Consider the following 20,812-nt stretch of genomic DNA (forward strand, 5'->3'; position numbering starts at 1 on the left):
TCATGACGATTGGTATCGTTTCTGCGGCCTACATCGCTGCGGCCGTCCTGTTTATTCTGTCGCTCGGCGGCTTGTCCGGGCAGGAGAGTGCCAAGCGAGCGGTGTGGTCCGGGATTGTCGGTATGGCGCTGGCAATCATCGCGACAGTCTTCGGCCCGGGCATCGGCAACGGAGTCGTCGTCGCCTGCATGATCGCCGGGGGTTCCGTTCTCGGCTACGTCGTGGCGAGCCGCGTGCAGATGACGGAAATGCCGCAACTGGTGGCAGCCCTTCATTCCTTCGTCGGACTGGCTGCCGTGTTCATCGGCTTCAATACGGATTTCGAAGCGGCGCGTATTGCCGCCATGGACGAGGCCGCGCGCGCCACGTTGACGGGCTTCGCAAACCTCCTTGCCCACAAGGGATCCGTCGAACTTGCGATCATGCAGGTCGAGGTTTTCCTCGGCGTCTTCATCGGCGCGATCACGTTTACCGGATCCGTTGTCGCGTTCGGGAAGCTCGCGGGCAAAATCGACGGCACGGTCAAAAAGCTGCCGGGCGGGCATTTTCTCAACGCCGGAGCGGCGATCCTGTCGCTTCTCCTGTTGCTGATGTATGTCAACGACAAGGGTGTCTGGACACTGTTTCTGATGACCGTCATCGCGCTGTTCATCGGTTACAATCTGATCATGGGCATCGGTGGTGCCGACATGCCCGTCGTCGTCTCGATGCTGAACAGCTATTCGGGTTGGGCCGCCGCGGCGATCGGCTTCACCCTCGGCAACGATCTTCTGATCATCACGGGCGCGCTGGTCGGATCTTCCGGTGCAATTCTGTCCTATATCATGTGCAAGGCCATGAACCGGTCGTTCGTCTCGGTCATTCTCGGTGGTTTCGGAACCGTGACGGGACCCGCGATGGACATCGTCGGAGAGCAGGTGGCCATCGATTCGGATGGGGTGGCTGCCGCACTGGACGACGCCGACAGCATCATCATCGTCCCCGGATATGGCATGGCCGTCGCCCAGGCCCAGCAATCTGTTTCAGAACTGACACGGAAGCTTCGGGCCGCCGGCAAGAAAGTCCGCTTTGCCATCCATCCCGTCGCAGGCCGGTTGCCGGGGCATATGAACGTCCTGCTCGCCGAGGCGAAGGTTCCCTACGATATCGTTCTGGAAATGGACGAGATCAACGAGGACTTTGCCAACACGGACGTCGTCATCGTCATCGGCTCGAACGATATCGTCAATCCGGCAGCTCTGGAAGATCCGAACTCCCCGATTGCCGGCATGCCCGTCCTGGAGGTGTGGAAGGCCAAGCACGTGTTCGTATCGAAGCGCGGCCAGGGGACGGGCTATTCGGGCATCGACAACCCGCTGTTCTACAAGGACAACACGCGAATGTATTATGGCGATGCGAAAAAATCCCTCGATAGCCTGATACCGCTGATGGCCTAGCGCCATGCCCCCGCCTCCGACCTGACGGTGCCTTACGTTGACCACGCATGGGGTATAATCTATTCAATATCCCTTGCTTACGCACGCGCCCATCGGAGTGTTCAAGGATCGAGAATGAACCGGACAATGAGCGGCAGCAATCTGAACATCGATCCGAGAAAGCTCCTCTATCTCGCGTCCGTCATCGAGAGCGGGAGCTTGAAGAGTGCGGCCAGGGCGATGAGTTTGTCTCAACCCGCTCTATCGACCTCCATGAGCAGGCTGGAGGCGGAACTGGGCATGCAGGTTCTCGTTCGGGGGCCGACGGGCGTGGTGCCGACGGCCATCGGCGAGGTGCTTTACTGCCATGCGCGCCTTATCCGCGACGCGATCGAACTGGCCGAACGCGCCCTGTTGAACGTAAAGGGCGAGCATCCCCTGTCCATTCGCATCGGCAGCCTGCCGAGCCTTGCCAGCACCGTCATGCCGATGGCGCTCAGCCGTTGGCGGGAAACCCATCCCGAACGCGACCTTCAGGTTGTCGAGGCGCCCCAGATAGATCTTCTGATCGGCTTGCTGCGGGGCGAATTCGACTTCGTCTTCGGCTTTACCGAATGTTACGACCTGGAAGACGGGTTACGGCAGCGGGTGCTTTTTCGCGACAAGCTTCTGGTCATCGCTCGATCCAAACATCCATTGGTCGCGGCCAGCGATTTGAATTGGAAAACGCTCGTGCGTTACCCCTGGGTAGCCCCCACGGCGCGCCGGGCTCACTCCATTCTTGCCGCTGCGCTGAAGATTGCGAAATTGCCGCCACCCGAACGTATGACGGTTTGCGGCTCGGTTACCTTGTTGAAATCACTGGTCACCGACAGCGATCACCTCGCCGTATTGCCTGCCCATGCCGTGCGTCAGGAACTGGCGGACGGTCGGCTCTGCAGCCTGGCCATCAGCGATGCGGCGCTGGATCGCAATATCGCCGTGTTCTTCCGCGACGGGTATCATCTGGATGAACCGAGCCGCGATCTCGTGAAACTGGTGGAGTCCGTAGGCCAGGACCTTTGCAAGCGGCCGGACGCCATCCTTCGAGAGCAGGCCCTCGACGACCTGACGGGGTCGCCCGGACAAAGGTCGGCGGACCTGCAGCCAGCATCGTTGTCGGCGCGATAGGTCGCGCCGCTGCGGCAGCTGAGGGTCTCGGTCTTTTCAGGACGCGAAGCTTCGATAGCTGCACGCTCCCGTTGGTATAATCTACAGTTATCTCCGGTTGCGACACAGGTGTTCTCTCGGTTGATTCCTCGAGAACCGCGCCGCATGGTCATGTCGGTTTCAAAGCTGCCGCACGGCGTGCGGCAACAGTTGAAAGATCTCCGATCATCCGTGGCACGCAGTTGTGTCACCCCGGGTTCGTCGCAATTCAACACATGAAGCCGAGTGGCATGGCATATGCCGCCGCCTGTTTTCGACATTAAGAGGACAACAAGTGACCGAACATATCAAAGTCCAAGCCCCTCAGGATTCCGGGGTTCCCGCCTGGGCTCGCGATTTCAGCCTGACGGATCGGGTTGTTTTGATCACGGGTGCGGGGCAAGGCATTGGCCGGGAGCTTGCCCGACAATTTGCCGCTGCGGGCGCGATCCCAATCATCGCCGATCTCAATATCGATAATGCCGAACGGGTCAGGATGGAAATCCTCGAAAGCGGCGGCCGGGCCAGCGCAGCGCGCGTCGATATTGCCGACGCGGAGTCCGTCGGAACGCTCGTGAAGGCGATTGTCGACGAGCATGGGCGCCTTGACGTCCTGATCAACAATGCCGCTATCTTTGCAACGCTGGACAAGCGCAAGTTCGAGCAGATTCCGCTCGATGAGTGGGACCGCGTCATGCGCGTCAACATCACAGGGCCGTTCCTGTGTGCCCGTGCGGTGGCCCCGATCATGCGTGCTGCCAAATGGGGCCGCATCATCAACATCTCGTCGGACGCGGTGACCAAGGGCGTGATGAACTACATGCATTACGTCGCCTCGAAATCGGCGATGATCGGCATGACCAACGCCATGGCGCGCGAACTCGGCGAAGACGGCATCAATGTCAATTGCATCCGGCCTGGCGCTGTCTCGACCGAGGTGGACCGCGCCGTCAATCCGACGGTGGAACTGCGGCAGAGCCAATTGATGCAGCAGTGCCTCAAGCGCAGCATGCTGCCCACCGATCTTGTGGGGATCATGATGTTCCTGTGCACGCCGGCTTCGGCCTTCATCACCGGACAGACCATCGCCTGCGACGGTGGTTATACCCATAGCAGCTGAGCGTTCGCTCGGCCCAGCCGGCCGACCAAGGCCCTGCGATTCCCAGGCAAGTCCTCTCGCCTTGTCTGGGGACAGTGTTGTGTTGACGAGGCTGAAATCTGGGGGGCGGTGCCGACGCGGCCGCCGGGAGTTCACGGCGCTATCCCATATGACGCAGACGAAAGCCCGCCGCCGCATGGCGGCGTTTCGTTTTCTGCGCGGCCCCATGTAAAACATGGCTGCAGAGACTGCGGCGGCCGTGCGTGGCTGGTGAGCCACCGGACAGGAAGGCGGCTCCGCTTCATTGCGACAATGCTGCCACCCTCCTGAAAGAACCCGACCGGAGCTACGACGAGCCCCGGTCGGGTTCTGCATCCTTCGCTGCTTTCCGTCTCATTCCTCGAGCGCTTCATCCTTCTTCCGCCGGATCGCTGGCAAAAGCATCGTGAGGAGAGCAAGGGCTGCGATGGCCAGCAGGACGGCGCTGACAGGGCGCTCGATGAATACCATCGGATCGCCCCGCGAGACGACCATCGTCCGGCGAAGATATTCCTCAAGCATCGGCCCGAGAACGAAGCCGATCAGGAGCGGCGCCGGCTCACACCGCAGCTTGAAGAGCAGGTATCCGACCAGTCCGAAAAGCACCGTCTCGAAGACGTTGAACGTGGAGTAGTTCACCGAGTAGACGCCAATCGCGCAGAAAACGAGGATGGTAGGATAAAGGTAGCGATAGGGCAGTCTCAGGAGAGAGACCCAGACGCCGATCAGTGGCAGGTTGATGACGAGCAGCATCAGATTGCCGATCCACATGCTGGCAATCAGACCCCAGAACAGTTCCGGTTGTGCCTGAATGACGCCGGGACCGGGCTGGATGCCGTGAATCATCAGGCCGCCGATGATCAGGGCCATCACAGCATTGGCGGGAATGCCGAGGGTCAGCATGGGAATGAAGGAGGTCTGCGACGCGGCGTTGTTTGCGCTTTCCGGCCCAGCGACGCCTTCGATGGCGCCGGTTCCGAATTCATGCCCGTATTTCGAGACGCGCCGTTCGAGGATGTAGGACGCGAAGGTCGAGAGAGCCAGACCACCGCCTGGCAGAATGCCAAGGACAGAGCCGACGACGGTCCCGCGGAGAACAGAGGGTGCTGCCCGCCTGAACTCTTCCTTCGTCAACATCAGGCTTCCGACCTTGGAAATGGTCACGTTGCGATTTTCGGGATTCTCCAGGTTTCGAACGATCTCGGCGATGCCGAAGATGCCCATGGCGACGGCGACGAAGTCGATACCTTCGAACAGTTCGAAAAAGCCAAGCGAGAACCGCACCTCGCCGCTCTGAATATCGGTTCCCACAAGCCCGAGGGCGAGGCCGAGCGCCAGCATGGCGATGGATTTCAGAATGCTGCCCTGTGCCAGAACCGTTGCAATGATCAGCCCGAGGAGGATGAGCGAGAAATATTCGGCCGGACCGAAGGAGAGAGCGAACGAGGTCAGGACAGGGCCGGACGCGGCCACCACCAGCGTTGCGACGGTTCCGGCGAAGAACGAACCGAGTGCGGAGACGGCCAGTGCGGCGCCGGCCCGCCCCTTGAGGGCCATTTTGTGACCTTCGAGCGTCGTCACCACCGCCGTGACTTCACCGGGCAGGTTCAGCAGAATAGCGGATGTCGAGCCACCGTACTGCGCGCCATAGTAGATGCCCGATAGCATGATCACGGCCGTGACGGGATCCAGGGTGAACGTCAGGGGCAGCAGAAGAGCGATCGTCGCCAGAGGTCCGATCCCCGGCAGTACGCCGATCGCCGTGCCGATCAGACAGCCCATGAAGGCGAAGCCGAGGTTGTGGAACGTCATTGCGACCGAAAGACCAAGCGCGAGATTATCGATCATGTCTGGCTCACAGTTCGGTCAGGGCGGGGGGCAGGAACGAAACGTTCAGATTCAGGCCGAGGATAAACACCAGCCAGCAGATGGCGACGAGAGCGATCGTCAATCCTGCCACGCTGCGAAGCGAATGCGAACGATCGGCAAGCGTGCTGATGATGACAACGGTGGCAACCGACAAGGCGAGCCCGAGCCGCTCGATCAGCACGCCGAATGCGGCCATTGCGCCAAGGATCAGAACGAGTTCCTTCAACGCCCATCTTTCGAGGGGATCGGGACCGTTGCGCAACCCGCCCACGATCACTGCGACGCCTAGGATGGCCAGCAGCGAGAAAATGAGCATCGGCATGTATCCGGGGCCCATCTGTGCGGCGGTGCCCTGCTGGTTCTCCAGATTGAGGAAGAAGCCGAAAGCCGCGATGGCGATCAGAAACACGCCGGTTGCAATGTCCTTGGCGTTCATCCTGCCAGATGAGGTTTCGACGGGGTCTTGTTGCATTTCGAGATGTTCCCTCGATGGTGTTGGGCGTCAGTTAGTCTGTGGCGGCGCGTCAGCGGCCCGATCACGCGGACAAGGTTGTGATGACGCATGTGCAGGGCTCTGAAAGAGGAGCCGGTGAACCCTCGCGCTGAGACGCGCAAGGCGCTGTCGGCGATCCAATCCCGTCGCGGGAGCCCTGGCCGGACAACGACTAGCGCATGATGAACGGATTGGTTGGCCCCTCGTCGGCGGTCGACATGAACACGCTCTTGGTCTCCAGATATTCGTTGATCGCCTCGATACCGCCTTCGCGTCCGAGCCCGGACTTCTTCATGCCACCGAATGGCATCATGTAGCTATAGGCGCGGTAGGTGTTCACCCACACGGTGCCGACCTTCAAGGCTTTGGTCATGCGCATCGCGCGGCCGATATTCTGGGTCCAGACACCGGCAACCAAGCCGTAGGCGATGTCGTTGCCAATCTCTATCGCCTCGTCCTCGGTATCGAACGTGATGATCGAAAGGATGGGACCGAAGACCTCTTCCTGAGCGATGCGCATCGTGTTTGTGACATCGGCGAAGATCGTGGGCTCCACGAACTGGCCGCCTGTCAGTCCCTCGCCGGTGGCAGTGTGTCCACCCAGGATCAGGCGCGCACCGTCCGCGCGTGCTATATCTAGGTAATCCATAACTTTTTTGAACTGCGGCGGTGTGGAGATGGGGCCGACATTCGTGTTGGGGTCCATCGGATCGCCCATCCTGATATGACGAGCCAGTTCCAACAATTTTTCGGTAAAAGCCTCCTTGATCGAGCGATGCACGAGAAGGCGTGAGCCGGCGGTGCACATCTGGCCGGACGCTCCGAAGATTCCCGACACGACGCCCGCAGCGGCGAGTTCCAGATTGGCATCCTCGAAAACGATATTCGGCGACTTTCCACCCAGTTCGAGCGAGACGCGCTTCATGTGTCTTGCGGCTGTCTCATAGATCCGGGCGCCCGTCGCATCCGAACCGGTAAAGCTGATCTTCGTCACATCGGGGTGTTCGACCAGTGCCGCACCGGCTTCGTGTCCAAAGCCGGTGACGACGTTGAAGACGCCGTCGGGCATGCCGGCTTCCTTGACGAGCGCGGCAAGTTCGAGCGTGCTTGCCGATGCAAACTCGGATGGCTTGACGACGACGCTGCATCCAGCGGCAAGTGCCGGGGCACATTTAACGGTCGCAAACCAGATCGGCGAATTCCAGGCGGTCAACGCAGCGACCACCCCGATTGGCTCGCGAATGGTAAAGGCCAGCGTGTCGGGCTTTTCGATCGGAATCGACGAGCCCTCGATCTTGTCGGCCAAACCACTGAAATAGTACCAGCACTCCGCCACGCCATTGAGCTGACCGCGAACTTCCGCCAGGAGTTTGCCGTTGTCACGCGACTCGATCCTTGCGATCCTGTCGGCATTGCTGACAACAAGATCGCCGATTTTCCTCAAGATCTTGCCGCGTGCGCTGGCCGTCATCTTGCTCCAGGGGCCGCTTTCCATGGCGCGAAGTGCCGACGCGACAGCACGATCGACGTCGCCGCTGGTCGCGCGGGCGATCTCGGCCCAGGCCCTGCCGTGATACGGATCGTCAGTCTCGATCCATTCGCCGCCTTCCGCGTCGCTAAATGCTCCGTCGATGAAAAGCTGATACCTGTGCATGCTGACTCCTGGACTGCGTCTTGAGGGGCTTTCGGGTACATTGCGGCGTGGCAGCTCACGCCTGCGTCAAACGCAGGCGTGAGCATCATCTCATCCGCGGCACGTTGGCCGAAGCCGCTATTTATTCAGTTTGATGTCGTTCTCAGTGATGATCTTGCGAAATCGGTTCTGCTCGCTGACAAGAAACGCCTTGAAGTCGTCACCGGTCTTGAGATCCGTCTGGAATGACAGAGGGCCGAACCGCTCCTGGAACTTCGGAGTCTGAACGCCCTTGACGACCGCCGCAGAAAACCGGCTGGCGACGTCCGCGGGAATACCCGCGGGGGCGAGATAGCCGTACCAGACGCGACCGTCGATCTGCGGGTAGCCGAGTTCGGCTGTCGTGGGAACGTCCGGGAGATTGCTTGTGCGGGCCGGCGATGTCACCGCAAGCACGGTCACATTTTCGTCGTTCTTGAGGATGGCCCCCTCGCGTGCCGACACGAACATCATCTGGGTAAAGCCGCCGGCCACTCCCTGAATGCCGTCCGGGTTGTTCTTATAGGAAACGTTGATCCCTTTGCCCTTGGCTTCGCGGATGAACGTCGTGCCTGTCAGGTGCGCGATGGTGCCGACACCGGCCGTTGCGTAGGTCACGCCTTCAGGAGAGTGAATGGCGGCCATAAGGTCATCGATCGTATTGATCCCGGCTTTCTTCGATGCAATGAGCGCCAGAGGATAACCGCCGATTCCGACAATCGGCGTAAAGCTGTCGAGCGTGTAGGGTAGCCTGTCGCGCAGGACCGTCTGGACAAGACCAGAGGTCGGCAAACACAGGATACTGTATCCATCGGGTTTCGCAGAGGACGCTGCGGTCACGCCGATGGTCGTTGATCCGCCTCCACGGTTCTCGATGACCACGGCCTGCCCGAGCTCCGATGTCAGCGTTTCCGCAAGGAAGCGGCTCAGTGTGTCGTCGTCTCCACCCGGCGCATTGGCGATGGTGATCGTGATAGGACGAGCAGGCCATTCCGCTTGCGCCTTGGCCACGCTCGACATCAATGCCATGGAGCCGACCGTGCCGGCGCCAATCAATACGTTTCTTCTCGAAATCATATAGTCCTCCCGAATTCCGGCATTTTTGCCAAGCGCACAGATCGAATTCCGGCGTTTTCCAAACGCTCTGACCTCCCAGCGCGTCCATCCTCAAGGCCGTATGACGGCTTTGATGCGAGGGCCAATCGACCTCGTTCGACCGTTCATGTAAAGCGGAAAGCCGGATTTCCGGTCCTCTATTATAATGCAAAGTTATAGCTTGCGGGGTGCCGGCAAGAGAAAAGGCATGCGCCAAATGACCGGAGGAGGCCATTGAAAATCATCCATGTTGTCACAGACGACACGGCTGTTTCTCTAACGTTACGGATCGTTATGACGGCTGCCGCGTGCCTTCGGAAGGCAAGACACGCTCTGCCGCCACCTGCGCTCAGCGTCTCTAAGCTCCACTTGCGTCCGCCATCGTCGCCGCTTTAGCCGGCGTGAACACCTCGATCGAGCCGAAGCGGTTTCGGATCTGAACCTGACCGAGGCTCCGGAGCGATGGATGAGCGTCAGCCTTTGCAACCGTCATACCGCAGACGAGACAGTTCGTGCCCATTTCCTTGTTCAGTTCCTGGAGTCTCTGCGCGAGATTGACGGCGTCGCCATAGACCGTATAGGTCTGGCGCTCTCCCGTTCCCACCGTTCCCGCAGAAATGAAGCCCGTTGCCACGCCGATGCGAACGCGCAGAGATCTCCTGTCGAAGAGCCGGCTCTCAGACATCGCAAGAATGTCTTCGGCGGCCGTCAGCGCCCGGTCGGCATGACCTTCGATCGGAAGCGGGGCATTGAAGGAAATGAGTACCGCATCGCCGATATAGTTGATGACGACCCCTCCATTTCGATCGACGATATCGGTAATGGCCGTAAAGAACGCGTTGAGCATCTCAACGAGCTCTGCAGGTTTCATGCCCTGTGACAGGCGGGTGAACCCTTTGATATCTGCGAACATCAGCGTCGCAAGCCGTGTTTGGGGCGCTAGCTGCCCTTCATCGATCAGTTTTCGAACGATCGGCGCAGGAACGTAACGCCCGAACAGGGTTCGAACGCGGCGAGCGCGGGCTTCCGACTTGGCCTGATCCTTCACGACCCTGCGGGCCTGATGGACGGCGAGGGCCGCGATGGCGGTGACCAGCGAGATAATCAGAGCTTCCTGCAGCCGCGACGCAATGCCGAGAAAGTTCGGATCGAGAACCGTCTGTATGTAGATGTCTCTGGATGGTGAGATCGGCAATGCATTGTAGCTGACCACATGATCCATGCCGGACATGATCCACCATGTCGCAAAAAGCAGCCCACCAGCAGCCCATAAGCCGGTCCACAGGACGAGCGGCGGTGAGAGCGTCAGAACGGCCGCGGCAACGACGAGATAATAGTGCTGGACGGAACTCGTCATGAACACGAGGTTCTGTGGAATATCTCCGCCGCTGCTCAGAGGCACGAATGCCAGCAAGATCGTGACGGCCGACGCATCGAATGCGAACAACACGAAACGCGCCGCTTTTTCGAACCGCGTGCCGATAGCGGCAAGGGCGGTGAGGCCCCCGACGGCGACAATCGCCGTAATGGCGAAAATCGCGATATTGATTGGAAAGTAGTAGCTGAGGAGATAGGCGACGGCGATCATCATGACGGCCGCCGTTCGACCGATCACAGCCATCTTGAAGCCCCTGCGTTCCGCCCGGCTCAACGCCAATGCCGTCGCATCCGGCAAACTGGCGGATAGGTGCTTCAGTGCCATTGCACTCCTTGTCACATCGCGTTCGTCACCCCGGCATCCTCAATCCTATACCGAAACGCGGACTCCCGCCACCTCGCGCCGATCAGCATATCGTGAAGCGCCGTCCTTGGGAGCGTTTGCGCGGAGGTCTGCCAAAACCGTGGTGAACCGGAGGGCTGGACCGTTCACCCAAGGCCGCCGATGTGGAAACTTTTCATCTCCAGATACTCTTCGATACCGCATTGCGATCCCTCGCGTCCGAGGCCGGATTGCTTGACGCCGCCAAAGGGCGCGACCTCGGTCGATACGGAGCCTGTGTTAAGGCCGACCATTCCGAATTCCAGCGCTTCAGCAACACGCCAGGAGCGCTTCAGGCTCTCGGTATAGAAATAAGAGGCGAGACCGAAGGGTGTGTCATTGGCGATCGCAATCGCTTGCTCCTCCGTTTCGAACCGGAAGAGCGGCGCGACCGGCCCGAAGGTCTCCTCGTTTGCAAGCAGCATATCCGTCGTCGCCTCTCCGAGGACCACGGGTACGGCGTATTGCGAACCTTCGGGCATCTCCGGCGGAGCCGACAGCACGCGCGCGCCCTTTGACAGCGCATCCTCGAGATGCCGATTGATCTTGTCGATGGCCGCGGCATTGATCATCGGTCCGATATCGACGGGCGAGCCGGCACCTGGGCCAACCTTCAGGGCAGACACGCGTGCGCAGAGCTTTTCGGCGAATGTATCATAGACGCCCGCCTGGACGAGAATGCGGTTCGAACAGACGCAGGTCTGGCCTCCGTTGCGAAATTTGGAGACGATCGTGCCCTCGACGGCAAGGTCGATATCGGCATCATCGAACACGATGAGAGGCGCATTTCCCCCGAGTTCGAGGCTCAACCGCTTGATGCTGTCGGCCGCGCCGCGCATCAGAAGGGATCCGACGCGTGTCGAGCCGGTGAAGGAAATCTTGCGGACCGCTTCATTGGCCATCAGCTCGTTGCCAATGTCGGACGGCATGCCCGTGACGATGTTGATCACGCCCGGCGGAATGCCTGCGCGCTCGGCCAGAACGCCGAGCGCCAGAGCAGAGAAGGGGGTGAACTCGGAGGGCTTTACGACCACGGTGCAGCCAGCGGCAAGAGCAGGCGCAACCTTGCGCGTGATCATGGCGTTCGGAAAATTCCACGGCGTGATGATCGCACAGACGCCAACCGGCTCCTTGAGAACGATGATGCGGCGGTCCGGCGTGGGCGAGGGAATGGTGTTCCCGCCGATCCGGCGGGCTTCTTCCGCGAACCATTTGACGAAGGAAGCGCCGTAGCGGATCTCGCCGTGGGCTTCCGCTAGCGGTTTCCCCTGCTCGATCGTGAGCATCATCGCGAGATCATCCTCGTGCTCGACGATGAGGCGGTGCCATGCCTCGAGGAGGAGGGCGCGTTCCGCATGGGTCTTTGCTTTCCAGGGGCCTAATGCCGTCTGCGCGGCGGTGATCGCCTGGCGTGTTTCCTCGCCACTGACATCCGGAACGTGGCCGATCACATCCTGCGTGGCAGGGTTCGTCACCGGAACGGCAGCAGCCGACGCGGCACTGATCCATACGCCGTCGATCAGGCATTGTTGCCGGAATAAACTCTGGTCCTTCAGGGCCTGCATCTCGATCATCCTTTTCTATCAGACAAGCGCGGCCAGAACGGCAGCCGTTATCTTATCCGTCTTGTCTTTGCCGGGCTCGGTGCCGATACCGCCGGAGGTCGCCGTCTCGATGGCCCGGATGATGTCGGCAGCCGCCGCAGCTTCACCCAGGTGATCCAGCATCATTGCTGCCGACCAGATGGCGGCGATCGGATTGGCGATGCCGAGGTGAGCGATATCCGGCGCGGATCCGTGCACCGGTTCGAACATGGAAGGCGCGCTTCTGTCGGGGTTTATGTTGGCGGATGCCGCATATCCCAGACCGCCCTGGATAGCTGCGCCGAGGTCGGTCAGAATGTCACCGAAAAGATTGGACGCAACGACAACGTCGAGGCTTTCAGGCATCATGACCATGCGGGCCGCCATGGCATCGATGTGATAGGTCTTGGCCTCGACATCGGGATACTCGGCCGCCAGTTTCTCCGTCATTTCGTCCCAGAAGACCATGGAGTACTTCTGGGCATTGGATTTCGTCACCGATGCCAGCTTCTTGCGGCGCAGACGGGCCTGCTCGAAGCCGAACCGCAAGATGCGCTCCACGCCCTTTCGTGTGAAAATGGAGGTCTCGACCGCCACTTCGTCCTGCGTGCCGACATGCACGCGGCCGCCGGCGCCGGAATATTCCCCTTCGGTATTCTCGCGGATGCAAAGGATATCGAACCCACCGGATTTCAGGGGGCCATTGACGCCGGGAAGCAGGCGGTGAGGCCGGATATTGGCGTATTGGACGAAGGCCTTGCGGATCGGCAGCAACAGACCGTGCAGCGAAACCGAATCCGGCACTTCCGCCGGCCACCCCACCGCACCCAGCAGGATTGCGTCGTGAGCGCGCAAAGTTTCAAGCCCGTCCGACGGCATCATCGCCCCGGTTTCTCTATAAAACGCGCAAGACCAGGGAAATGTCGTCGCCTGCAGGTGAAAATCCGATCGCTCGGCGGCGCGTTCAAGCACCCGCCAGGCAGCGTTCGTCACTGCCGCACCGATGCCGTCTCCCGGGATGAGAGCAATCGAATACGTCTTCATTTCGTCTCCTTGGATCGGCCAGCGCATTTTCAGATTGGACAGTTTGACGACCCATAGGCAGCCAACGCCTCCTGATATCGACGAAGCTGTCGCAAGGAGGTTGGAAGCCCAGGATGTTGTCATTCATATCGCACTTCGAGATCTTGCGGTGAAGGAGGGGAGCGCAAGGCGGCAAACATGATGTTATACCCCTCCCCAATCCTGCCTGAGCGTGGTCACGAGCGAGAATCTTCCGTTTTAGCTCTACTCAGGCGTGCACTGCTGCATGTGGCAGGCCATTTGCGGCGGAGGACCGTCAATCGCGACCCTGCCTCCGGCAATCGCTAATATCTGATGAAGTTCTAACGTTCTTTCATTCAAGATATAACATTCATCTATAACCAGGGTGCAGTGATGTCTTCAAATGAACGAGATGAGAAATTTGGTAAGTTTATTAGTGTCATCGTAAGAAAGCATGTCCGGCGAATGATCTGGCGGGCGCGCTCACTGGTCATGCCGACACAGTTGGACGGAAATCATTTCCACGAATTCTAGATCTGATATTCGATGATATGGCGGACGCCAAATGCCTCATTTTACAATAAGCCGCATGCTTCTCGTGTTTGCAATCATTGTCACGGCCGGCTTGGTGACCGCATTGGGAATCCAGACCTATGCTATCAAGCGTGTGCAGGTCGAGGGGCCTCTTTATGACCAGATCCGCGTTCAGCGCGATCTTCTGGCGGATCTTATGCCCCCGCCTCTTTTCGCGGTCGAGGCTTATGCAGCGGTCTATGAGGCAAACTTTCACGCAGACCGGCGCTCACGTGCCATCGCGAGAATTCACGAGCTGAAGATCAGTTATGACACCCGCAAGGCGTTGTGGGAGGCTGCTGATCTGCCCGCTGCGGAAGTCGAAATTCTCAAGAAGAGGCTCATCCCTGCCTCAGATCGTTTCTGGTTCGTCACGCTTGAACAGTTCGTTCCGGCCGTAGGAACGAATTTTGAAACGATGATGGCGATCATGGACGACCTTGCCGTAGCTTACGAGAACCAGCGTCAGGCTATTGCCGAACTCAGCATAGTGGCGTTGCAAATGAATGCCGAAAGCGAAGGCTCCGCCGTCAGTGAAGCAAGCTGGCTGGGGTCTACTGCTCTCATCGGCGGGCTGTCGGCTGTTCTCGTGTTCCTCGTCGGCGTTTTCTGCATCAACCGTCGCGCCATAGCGCCTCTGGGTACGATCACTCGATTCATGGAGCGACTTGCCGTCGGCGAGAATGGGCATGTCGTGCCCTATAAGGATCGATCCGATGAAATCGGCCTGATCGCAAGAGCACTTGAAGTGTTTCGTCTGACTGGGATCGAAAAGCAGAACCTCGAAGCCAGGGCCGAAGCGGCGAGCGTCAGAAGCGCTCAGGAACAGAAGGCGCGCGAGGAGGACGCTCAGAACCGCGCCGATGAAGTAAAGACCGTCGTGGAGCAACTCGGCGCGGCCTTGCGGGGTCTTGCCGATAGCAATCTGCAGGTCCAGATCGACAACACGTTCGGTACGGAGTTCGACCAGATCCGGCAGGATTTCAACAGCTCCATCGAAACCCTGCAATCGACACTGGAACGCGTCCTGGACGGCACCGAGAATGTGCGTCGCGCCAGCAGCGAGTTGAGTTCCGGCGCTGATCATATGTCGCGCCGCTCCGAGCAGCAGGCTGCCGCTCTCGAAGAGGCGTCCGCTGCTCTCGAAGAAATCACGGCGACCATCGAGCACCTGAATCAGAACACTCAGGATACCCGCCAGCTTGTCATCAAGGCCCGGACTCGCGCGGAAGATTCCACCGGCGTGATGAAGAATGCCGTCGATGCGATGCAGCGGATCCAGAAATCGGCCGACGAGATCGGCAATATCATCAGCGTCATCGACGAGATCGCCTTCCAGACAAACCTTCTTGCTCTAAATGCCGGCGTCGAAGCGGCCCGTGCGGGTGAAAGCGGCAAGGGTTTTGCCGTTGTCGCGAGCGAAGTGCGCGAACTGGCCCAACGCTCGGCCAGCGCCGCAAAGCAGATCAAGGTGCTGATCGGTAATTCGGCAAAAGAGGTCAACCAAGGTGTCAAGCACGTCGGGGAAACGGGCAGGGCGCTGACCGAAATCACGGCTTTCGTCGCATCCATCGACGTGAAGATCGATGGCATCGTCACCGGCATTCAGGAGCAATCCACCGGCCTTCGCGAGACCTCGGCGGCAATCCATGCCCTCGACAGCACGACACAGCAGAATGCCGCCATGGCGGAGGAAACGGCGGCAATGAGCGGTACCTTGACTGAGCAGGCCATTGCCCTTTCCGAAGAAGTCGAAAAGTTCCAGCTCAACAGGCGATCGGCGTCCGGGCGAAGCCAATATGGCAACAACAGACGCTACGCCGCCTGACCGTCTCCGAAGAACCCGATCCAAAGGCATAGGCTATGAACGGACTTAAAAAAATCCTCGGACGATCTGCTGCGGCGCTTATGATGACCGCGATGATGGCCCCGCATTCGAACGCCGAGGCGATAACCCTCGGTTATGTCGTCGCCAGCATGAAAATTCCCTACAATGTCGCGACCCGTAACGGCTTCGAAGCAGCTGCCAGGGAAGCGGGCGTGACGACGATCGTGCTCGACCCGGACGGCAGCGTTGAAAAGCAGGCGGCGGCCGTCGATGAGCTTCTTGCAAAAGGCGTGGACGGCATCGGCTTTCTCCCGATGGACTCGATGATGGGTCAGGCGTGGTCGGAAAAGAGCGCCGCCATGAACATACCCAACGTTTCGATTGCGGTGCAGATTGGCGATAGCAAGACGCGCGATCTTCGCGACGTGTATCCGACCCTTTCGGCACTGGTCACCACGGACGATGTGGCGACCGGTTTTCGTGCCGGCGAGCTTTCGGTGCGCTTGTTGCCGCCAGGCCGCGTGGCAAAAATTGCGATCGTCGAAGGTGCGGCGGGTTACTCGGCGGTCACGCAGAGAACGAAGGGCTTTATCCAGGCGCTCGAGAAAGCCGGGGCAAATTATGAAATCGTCGAGGCATTGCCGTCCGACTGGACACCGGAGTCCGGTATGAAGCTCTGCAAGGACATGATCGCCAAAACTCCTGATCTCGATCTTATCTTCAGCCAGGCCGACGACATGGCGCTCGGCTGCGCCCGCTCGATACAGGCATCCGGCTCGAAGGTGAAGCTGATGTCCACGGGCGGCGGCTCGACCGCCGGCAATGACGCCGTCGCCAAAGGGGAGTTCGACGGCTCCGTCTGCACACGCCCGGCGCTTCTCGGTCGCCTGATGTTCAAGGTTTTGTTTGAAGGGGCAACCAACCCGAAGGCGCAGAAAGCCCAGTTCATCACATATGACAGCGTTCCGATTACCAAGGATACACTGCAGAATTGCCCGCCTGAATGGTAAGTTTCGTCGTCAAGGACCTTGCCGACGCGACCGAAGTGCCGCCACCTCGTTGAAAAGATACGGAGAGAGCAGCCTCACTCAAGCGCTCTCCGACGCTTCAAACCCTGATGGACAAGAAGGCGTGGTGTTATAGTTGTTGACGATGATCGTAAGCCCGTTGTCGGGGCATTTAACATTAGAAACGACACATGAAATAAATTTTGCTATGATTCATGTTCAGGGTCGATAAGTCCTTGCGGAAATTAGGGGGTAATCCATTCAAGGAAGGGTCACTAACTTAGTGTTGCGCTGCCGGTCGTAGCGCCTGACGTCCGTTTTTGGATTGGAGCTGGCCATGCTAAACCCGACGCAACTAGAAATATCCCGACGAAATCTGCTGATCACCTCGGCCGCAGCGGCTGCGGCAACGAGTGCCTTGCCGCTGTCGGCGGCAGCACAGACATCGCCGACGGAAACCAAACTCATAAGTACGGTCGCATTTGCCGTCAACGGTGAAAGGCGAGAGCTGAACGTCGATAACCGCACGACGCTTCTAGACGCGCTTCGCGAGCACCTGCATCTGACAGGCACAAAAAAGGGCTGTGACCACGGGCAGTGCGGAGCGTGCACTGTCATGGTGGACGGGCGCCGCATAAACGCCTGTCTAACGCTTGCCGTTATGCACGAGGGTGACGAGATCACCACAATCGAGGGCCTGGGGCAACCCGGCAATCTCCATCCAATGCAGGCGGCCTTCGTCAAGCATGACGGCTTTCAGTGCGGTTACTGCACGCCGGGACAGATCTGTTCCTCCGTCGCCGTGCTCGAAGAGATCAAGGCGAACATTCCGAGCCACGTGACGACCAACCTCACCGCACCAGCCGCGGCGAGTGCAGAAGAAATCCGCGAACGCATGAGCGGAAATATCTGTCGGTGCGGCGCCTATTCCAACATCGTGGATGCCATCACGGACGTCGCGGGGACACGCGCATGAGAGCCTTTACGTATGAACGCGCCTCGACGATCGAGACCGCAGCCGCATCGGCTGCTTCCCATCCATCCACACGGTTCATTGCCGGCGGCACCAACCTCCTGGACCTGATGAAGCTCGAGATCGAGGTGCCGACACATCTGATCGACGTCAACGGTCTCGGCCTCGATACGATCGAGAAGACGCCGGACGGTGGCCTTCGCATCGGTGCCCTGGTGCGCAACACCGATCTGGCGGCAGACGAGACCGTGCGCCGCGACTACGGCCTGCTCTCTCGGGCGCTTCTCGCCGGGGCCTCCGGCCAGCTTCGCAACAAGGCGACGACGGCCGGCAATCTTCTGCAGCGGACGCGCTGTCCTTATTTCTACGATACCAACCAGCCCTGCAACAAGCGCCAGCCGGGCAGCGGCTGTTCCGCCATCGAGGGCTTCAGCCGCCAGCTCGGCATCGTCGGCGTCAGCGATGCCTGTATCGCGACACATCCGAGCGACATGGCCATTGCCTTGCGGGCTCTCGATGCCGTCGTCGAAACCATCAAGCCGGATGGACGGCGTCACGCGGTGCCGATCGCCGAGTTCCACCGTCTGCCGGGCAATACCCCGCATATCGAAACCGTTCTGGAGCAGGGCGAATTCATTACGGGTGTCGTCCTGCCCGCGCCGCTCGGCGGCCGCCACATCTACCGCAAGGTCCGCGACCGTGCGTCCTATGCGTTTGCGCTCATTTCCGTGGGTGCGGTGATCCAGTCCGACGGGACCGGCCGCATCGCGGTCGGCGGCGTCGCTCACAAGCCATGGCGGGTCGAGGCGGCAGACGTTGCGCTGCCGCAAGGGGCAAGGCCCGCAACGGCTGTTCTTCTCGCAGATGCGCGGCCGACGGAACACAACCGGTTTAAGATCGATCTGGTCGAGCGCACGCTCGGGGCGGTCATTGCAGAAGCAAAGGGTTGAGCCATGAAGTTCGACACACCAGCCACAACCAATCCGATTGACCAGATGAAAGTCGTGGGAAAGCCGATCCCGCGCATCGATGGAGACCTCAAGGTCACCGGCCGGGCGAAGTATGCCTATGAGTGGCATGACGCCTCCACGCCCTACGCCTACGGATATCCTGTCGGCGCCTCGATCGCGCGGGGCCGGATTAGATCGATGGACATTGCCGCAGCCGAAAAAGCGCCTGGCGTTCTGGCCGTCGTGACGACGCTCGCCGTCGGGGAGCGCAAGAAGGGCAAGTTCAATACGGCAAAGCTCTTCGGCGGCGACGAGGTGCAGCACTACCACCAGGCGATTGCCGTCGTGGTGGCCGAGAACTTCGAGCAGGCCCGCGCGGCGGCGGCTCTGGTGAAGGTCGATTATGCGGAAGAAAAGGGGGCTTTCGACCTGAAAGAAGCGATGAAGACGGCGGAGAAGCCGGCGGATTCGCAGCAGCCCGATACCTCCGTCGGCGATTTCGACGCCACCTTCGGCAGCGCCGCCATCACGCTGGACGAGGCCTACTCGACGCCCGACCAGTCCCACGCGATGATGGAGCCGAACGCCTCCATCGCTGCCTGGGACGGTGACAACGTGACTGTCTGGACGTCGAGCCAGATGATCGACTGGTGGCGGGCCGATCTGGCGACGACGCTCGACATCGACAAGGAGAAGATCCACTTGATGTCGCCTTTCATCGGTGGCGGCTTCGGCGGCAAGCTCTTCCTGCGCTCGGATGCGGTTCTTGCGGTTCTCGGGGCACAGGCGGCCAAGCGGCCGGTCAAAGTTGCCCTGCCGCGGCCCTTCATGATCAACAACACCACCCACCGTCCGGCAACCATCCAGCGTATCCGGATCGGAGCAGAGCGCGACGGGAAAATCACGGCGATTGCCCATGAAAGCTGGTCCGGCGACCAGCCGGGTGGCCAGTTGGAGGCGGCTGTCGCGCAGACCCGTCTGCTCTATGCCGGTGCAAACCGCATGACGGCCATGCGGCTGGCGACGCTGAATCTGCCGGAGGGCAATGCGATGCGCGCGCCGGGAGAGGCGCCCGGCCTGATGGCACTTGAAATCGCCATGGATGAGATGGCTGAAAAGCTGGGCCTCGATCCGATCGAGTTCAGGATCCTCAACGATACGCAGGTGGATCCCGAGAAGCCGGAGAGGCCGTTCTCGCACCGCAACCTTATCGGTTGTCTCAAGCTGGGTGCCGAGACGTTCGGCTGGAGCAGCCGGGGCAAGCCTGGCGCGCGTCGCGAAGGAAACTGGCTGATCGGGCAAGGTGTCGCGGTCGCCTTCAGAAACAACATGATGCTGCCATCCGGCGCGCGTGTGCGGCTGGACAGGCAAGGGATTGCCACCGTCGAGACGGATATGACCGACATCGGCACCGGCAGCTACACGATCATCGCACAGACGGCCGCCGAGATGCTGGGCCTGCCGATGGACAGGGTCGCCGTGCAGCTGGGCGATTCCCGCTTCCCGGTTTCGGCCGGCTCGGGCGGGCAGTTCGGCGCGAACTCCTCCACGTCGGGCGTTTATGCCGCCTGCGTGAAGTTGCGGGAAGCCGTTGCGGCAAAGCTCGGCTTCAACTCCGACGACGTCGTCTTCGAGAATGGCGAGGTCCGCTCCGGCAATCGCTCGGTTCCCCTGACCGAGGCTGTGGGAGACGAGGGCCTCGTCGGAGAAGACACGATGACATGGGGCGATCTGACCCAGACACATCAGCAATCGACGTTCGGCGCTCACTTCGTCGAAGTCGGCGTGGATGTCGCAACGGGAGAAAGCCGTGTCCGCCGCATGCTGGCCGTCTGCGCCGCCGGTCGAATCCTCAACCCGATCACCGCGCGCAGCCAGGTCATCGGCGCCATGACAATGGGGGTCGGCGGGGCGCTTTCGGAGGAACTCGCGGTCGATACGCGTCGCGGCTTCTTCGTCAATCACGACCTTGCGGGCTACGAGGTGGCGGTCCATGCCGACATCCCGCACCAAGACGTCATCTTTATGGACGAAACGGACCCGATGTCGTCGCCGATGAAGGCCAAGGGCGTGGGCGAACTCGGTCTCTGCGGTGTCTCGGCGGCGATTGCCAATGCCATCTATAATGCTTCAGGGGTTCGCGTGCGACACTACCCGCTGACGCTCGACAAGCTGATCGGTAACCTTCCCGACGTCGCATGATCGCAAGGGGCGGCGGCTGGTGT

Annotated in this window: 15 protein-coding genes; 8 read left to right on the forward strand and 7 right to left on the reverse strand. The window is 60.2% G+C overall.

Annotation, left to right across the window (positions count from 1 at the left end):
* The first annotated feature begins 2 nt into the window (after nucleotides 1-2).
* From ASG39_RS22825 to ASG39_RS22835, 3 genes are all read left to right on the forward strand, one after another.
* Nucleotides 3-1,436: an NAD(P)(+) transhydrogenase (Re/Si-specific) subunit beta gene (locus tag ASG39_RS22825; RefSeq protein ID WP_062597250.1), complete on the forward strand. Its 1,434-nt coding sequence runs from the start codon at nucleotides 3-5 to the stop codon at nucleotides 1,434-1,436.
* Nucleotides 1,437-1,562: 126 nt separating this feature from the next.
* Nucleotides 1,563-2,585 (forward strand): LysR family transcriptional regulator, encoded by a 1,023-nt coding sequence (locus ASG39_RS22830; protein WP_062597251.1) that lies wholly within the window; start codon nucleotides 1,563-1,565, stop codon nucleotides 2,583-2,585.
* 313 nt (nucleotides 2,586-2,898) lie between these two features.
* Nucleotides 2,899-3,723, forward strand: coding sequence for a glucose 1-dehydrogenase (locus tag ASG39_RS22835; protein ID WP_062597252.1), 825 nt, complete (start codon nucleotides 2,899-2,901; stop codon nucleotides 3,721-3,723).
* Between the two features lie 372 nt (nucleotides 3,724-4,095).
* Here ASG39_RS22835 and ASG39_RS22840 read toward each other — a convergent pair whose 3' ends face one another.
* The 7 genes from ASG39_RS22840 to ASG39_RS22870 all read right to left on the reverse strand — a co-directional run bounded on the left by ASG39_RS22840 (nucleotide 4,096) and on the right by ASG39_RS22870 (nucleotide 13,256).
* Nucleotides 4,096-5,589, reverse strand: a complete 1,494-nt coding sequence (locus tag ASG39_RS22840) for a tripartite tricarboxylate transporter permease (protein WP_062597253.1) — start codon at nucleotides 5,587-5,589, stop codon at nucleotides 4,096-4,098.
* A 7-nt stretch (nucleotides 5,590-5,596) separates the two neighbouring features.
* Nucleotides 5,597-6,082 carry a tripartite tricarboxylate transporter TctB family protein gene (locus tag ASG39_RS22845; RefSeq protein ID WP_062597254.1) on the reverse strand — a complete coding sequence of 162 codons (486 nt, stop codon included), beginning with the start codon at nucleotides 6,080-6,082 and terminating at the stop codon, nucleotides 5,597-5,599.
* Between the two features lie 193 nt (nucleotides 6,083-6,275).
* Nucleotides 6,276-7,757: an aldehyde dehydrogenase gene (locus ASG39_RS22850; protein WP_062597255.1), complete on the reverse strand. Its 1,482-nt coding sequence runs from the start codon at nucleotides 7,755-7,757 to the stop codon at nucleotides 6,276-6,278.
* A 117-nt stretch (nucleotides 7,758-7,874) separates the two neighbouring features.
* Entirely contained in the window at nucleotides 7,875-8,852 is a 978-nt protein-coding gene (locus ASG39_RS22855; RefSeq protein WP_062597256.1) for a tripartite tricarboxylate transporter substrate binding protein, read from the reverse strand.
* A gap of 376 nt (nucleotides 8,853-9,228) precedes the next feature.
* Nucleotides 9,229-10,458, reverse strand: coding sequence for an adenylate/guanylate cyclase domain-containing protein (locus ASG39_RS22860; RefSeq protein WP_244481316.1), 1,230 nt, complete (start codon nucleotides 10,456-10,458; stop codon nucleotides 9,229-9,231).
* A 278-nt stretch (nucleotides 10,459-10,736) separates the two neighbouring features.
* Nucleotides 10,737-12,194, reverse strand: coding sequence for an NAD-dependent succinate-semialdehyde dehydrogenase (locus ASG39_RS22865; protein ID WP_062597299.1), 1,458 nt, complete (start codon nucleotides 12,192-12,194; stop codon nucleotides 10,737-10,739).
* An 18-nt stretch (nucleotides 12,195-12,212) separates the two neighbouring features.
* The gene (locus ASG39_RS22870; protein ID WP_062597258.1) at nucleotides 12,213-13,256 is read right to left on the reverse strand and encodes a tartrate dehydrogenase; all 1,044 of its coding nucleotides are present in this window, start codon (nucleotides 13,254-13,256) and stop codon (nucleotides 12,213-12,215) included.
* A 589-nt stretch (nucleotides 13,257-13,845) separates the two neighbouring features.
* Here ASG39_RS22870 and ASG39_RS22875 point away from each other — a divergent pair.
* The 5 genes from ASG39_RS22875 to paoC all read left to right on the forward strand — a co-directional run bounded on the left by ASG39_RS22875 (nucleotide 13,846) and on the right by paoC (nucleotide 20,789).
* Nucleotides 13,846-15,657, forward strand: coding sequence for a methyl-accepting chemotaxis protein (locus tag ASG39_RS22875; RefSeq protein WP_062597259.1), 1,812 nt, complete (start codon nucleotides 13,846-13,848; stop codon nucleotides 15,655-15,657).
* Between the two features lie 35 nt (nucleotides 15,658-15,692).
* Entirely contained in the window at nucleotides 15,693-16,667 is a 975-nt protein-coding gene (locus ASG39_RS22880) for a sugar ABC transporter substrate-binding protein (protein ID WP_062597260.1), read from the forward strand.
* A 322-nt stretch (nucleotides 16,668-16,989) separates the two neighbouring features.
* Complete coding sequence (gene paoA, locus ASG39_RS22885) at nucleotides 16,990-17,640, forward strand: aldehyde dehydrogenase iron-sulfur subunit PaoA (RefSeq protein WP_156468253.1); 651 nt, start codon at nucleotides 16,990-16,992, stop codon at nucleotides 17,638-17,640.
* Nucleotides 17,637-18,587, forward strand: coding sequence for a xanthine dehydrogenase family protein subunit M (locus tag ASG39_RS22890; RefSeq protein ID WP_062597262.1), 951 nt, complete (start codon nucleotides 17,637-17,639; stop codon nucleotides 18,585-18,587). The genes paoA and ASG39_RS22890 overlap by 4 nt, the downstream gene beginning before the upstream one ends.
* Nucleotides 18,588-18,590: 3 nt before the next feature.
* Complete coding sequence (gene paoC, locus ASG39_RS22895) at nucleotides 18,591-20,789, forward strand: aldehyde oxidoreductase molybdenum-binding subunit PaoC (protein WP_062597263.1); 2,199 nt, start codon at nucleotides 18,591-18,593, stop codon at nucleotides 20,787-20,789.
* Nucleotides 20,790-20,812: the final 23 nt, after the last annotated feature.

Origin of the sequence: Rhizobium sp. Leaf371 (genome assembly GCF_001424045.1) — a bacterium.
Lineage (GTDB): Bacteria > Pseudomonadota > Alphaproteobacteria > Rhizobiales > Rhizobiaceae > Ferranicluibacter.